This window comes from Methylobacterium sp. E-046 (assembly GCF_022829625.1).
In the GTDB taxonomy this organism is placed as follows: Bacteria; Pseudomonadota; Alphaproteobacteria; order Rhizobiales; family Beijerinckiaceae; genus Methylobacterium; species Methylobacterium longum.
The window spans coordinates 1-2,804 of sequence record NZ_JAKSYP010000087.1; the positions used below are offsets into that span (position 1 = coordinate 1).

Here is a 2,804-nt window from a genome sequence, read left to right on the forward strand (position 1 = left end):
ACGAGCAGGCCATTGGCGATCACCAGCATGCCTTCCCGGTCCGGGCTGTTGGTGTCGACCGCAATCGGCTGAAGCTGCAGCACGAGCAGCGTCTCGACGTTGCCCCGCCCAGACATCGTCTAGCCCTCCTGGGCTCGACCGGGCCAGCTCAGATCGCGGCGATCACCCCAGCGCGTGCTGCGCAGGTGCAGGTAGTTCGGTGTGAAGCTGCAGAAGGCCTTCAGGCGCTCGACGTCGAGGATGGTCAGCACCCGCCGCTTCAGGTGGATCAGGCCGAGGGCGCGAAGCTCGCGCAGCGTCCGGTTCACGTGCACGTCGGACAGGCCCATCGTCTCGGCGATCTCGGTCTGCGTGAGCGGAAACGCGTAGCTGTTGTCGGTGACACGCCCGACCGCTTCCAAGCGCATGAGAAGCTCGCACAGAAGGTGGGAGATGCGCTGGTCCGGAGCGCGTGCTCCCATGTTGACCAGCCACTCGCGTAGGACGGCACCATCGACCAGGGAGCACCACCAGAAAGCGCGCGCGATACTCGGGTGATGGGCTGCGATGTCATCGATGGCTTGGCGCGGGATGTCCACGATTTGGCACGTCGAGATCGTGCCGATGGTGTGGTCCATCTCGTCGAGAATGAACACGTTCAGGTCGCAGAAGTCTCCCGGCACCAGCAGAGCCATGATCTGACGCTGGCCGTCCGGGAGCACCTTGTACCGGCATGCGAAGCCGTCGAGGATCAGGAGGACGTTGTCAGGCTTGTCGCCTTCCTGGATCAGATCCTGGCGAGCACCGACCTGCCGGACCTTGAGCGTCAGCCCGTTCAGGGCCGAGCGGGCTTGGTCGGAGAGCGGCTCGAAGCTCTCAAGCTTCCGCGTCAGCGCCTGCTGCATGGGGCCCACATCGCCGAGACTCGATGTCAGCTCATATGTCAGATATCCGACCAAGTCTCCATCAAATGACCGATATCTTGCGCTCTTAGGAGATTAGGCTCAAAGACAGGCGAGGCGTCGCGCGTAGGCATGTCCAGGGGCTCCCGACCGAGGGCTCTTGGGCCCCCCGCTCCAAGTGAACGGGATCATGTCGCACCCGACGCAGCATAGCTGCCTCAATCGCCTGCTTAGATCCTTGGATCCGGACGATTTCGGTCTGCTTCGCCCTCACCTCGAACTCGCGATCCTGTCGTTGGGTGATGTGCTGATCAAAGCCGATACCCCCATCACGCAAGTTGCCTTCGTCGAACGAGGCATCGTCTCGCTCGTCAGCATCGCGGCCGACGGACAGCAGGTCGAGGTCGGGCTGGTCGGCTGCGAGGGCATGGTCGGCGTGCCGATCCTGCTCGATGCCGAGCGGACGCCGGACGAGGCCCGGGTTCAGGCTATCGGGCTGGCGCAGGTCATGCCCGTGAGTGCCCTCTCCGAGGCGCTTCGGCACAGTCCGCGCCTGCACAATCACCTATTGCGGTATGCGCACATCCTCGGCGTGCAGGCCACGGCCACGGCCCTGGCCAACGGCCGCTACACTCTGGAGCCGCGTCTCGCCCGCTGGCTCCTCATGTGTCACGATCGGACCGAGGGTGACGAACTGCCGACGACGCACCGCTTTCTGTCGCTGATGCTGGGGGTCAATCGTCCGGGCCTGACGGGCGCGATCTCGGTCCTGGAGCGTTCCGGCGTGATCGGTCGGCAGCGCGGTACCCTGATCGTCCGCGATCGCGCGGCGCTGCTCGCCCTAGCCGGTCCCTCCTACGGCGCTCCCGAGGCCGAATACGAGCGCCTGATCACGGATCCGACGCCGGGTGGCCACTGAGAACCTTCTCAGTCCCACCCCAAGCTACGCGCTGCCGCGCTTGCTGCTGAGGTGCCCCTCGATCCAATCTTGAGCCGCATCCAGGTCTAAGAACAGGGGGGCGCGGGCTACCGAGGTTAGGCCGAACCCAGCTTCTAGGAACCACAAGCCCACGTCGGCACCATGCTGGTCTGAAAGCCGCACCAGGACTGCCACGAGGAAGCCATCCGCGAACACAAGCTGGCCGTCACCGTCTTCGCTGCGGGTGGCGACGCGCACTGGCTGAAGATGCAGGCTCATCCGAGGGCTCGCTTCTGCAGGTGCAGGTACGTACCGTCGAATTCAGAGGCACGGATAAGTTCGTCCCAGGCCTTAACGACCAGCGTCTGTCGGTGCAGCGTGATCAGGCCGCGACCGCGCATCTCCTTCAACACGCGGTTGATGTGAACGCCGGTCATGCCGGTGGCATCGGCGAGATCGGTTTGCGTGATCGGCAGTGGGCAGCGGTGATCCCCGGCCAAGCCGACCGCCTCCTGCTTGAGGTACAGCTCGCAGAACAGGTGGGCCAAGTGCTCGAAGGCCGGACGGCGTCCCATGGCGATCAACCACGCCCGGAAGATCGCCGCGTCGATCAGCGTGTCACGCCAGAGCGCTGCCGCGATGGCCGGATGGCGGGCCGTGAGATCGAGCAGGCTCTCGTGTGGGATGAACGCGACCGTGGCCTGGGTCATCGTCGCGAGGTTGTGGTCCATCAGCGGGATGTGCAGGCTCTGCAGATCCGGGATGTCGCCCGCGATGTGGAACGAGAAAATCTGCCGACGTCCCTCGCTCAGGAACTTGTAGCGGCAGGCCCAACCTTCCAGGATGAGGCAGCACTGCGTCGCCCGATCACCGTCGCGGACGATGTCCTGTCGCGCCGACAGGGTCCGCACCCGGACCGGCAGGCGCTCGATGGCTTGCCTCTCCTCCTCTGAGAGGCCAGCGATGCTCTCCAGCTTACGGATGAGCGGAGAGAGGGCGTGGGG

Annotated in this window: 4 protein-coding genes; 1 reads left to right on the forward strand and 3 read right to left on the reverse strand. The window is 64.9% G+C overall.

Going from position 1 to position 2,804, the window contains the following annotated elements; genetic code table 11:
- Positions 1–119: 119 nt before the first annotated feature.
- The gene (locus tag MKK82_RS07220; RefSeq protein WP_243985146.1) at positions 120–884 is read right to left on the reverse strand and encodes a Crp/Fnr family transcriptional regulator; all 765 of its coding nucleotides are present in this window, start codon (positions 882–884) and stop codon (positions 120–122) included.
- A gap of 187 nt (positions 885–1,071) precedes the next feature.
- Here MKK82_RS07220 and MKK82_RS07225 point away from each other — a divergent pair, with 187 nt between their 5' ends.
- Entirely contained in the window at positions 1,072–1,800 is a 729-nt protein-coding gene (locus MKK82_RS07225; RefSeq protein ID WP_243985149.1) for a Crp/Fnr family transcriptional regulator, read from the forward strand.
- Positions 1,801–1,824: 24 nt separating this feature from the next.
- On the opposite strand, the gene MKK82_RS07230 is transcribed toward MKK82_RS07225, so the two are convergent.
- Positions 1,825–2,079, reverse strand: coding sequence for a hypothetical protein (locus tag MKK82_RS07230; RefSeq protein ID WP_243985151.1), 255 nt, complete (start codon positions 2,077–2,079; stop codon positions 1,825–1,827).
- The coding region (locus tag MKK82_RS07235; RefSeq protein ID WP_243985153.1) for a Crp/Fnr family transcriptional regulator at positions 2,076–2,804 on the reverse strand (729 nt) is incomplete at its 5' end. The genes MKK82_RS07230 and MKK82_RS07235, both read right to left, overlap by 4 nt.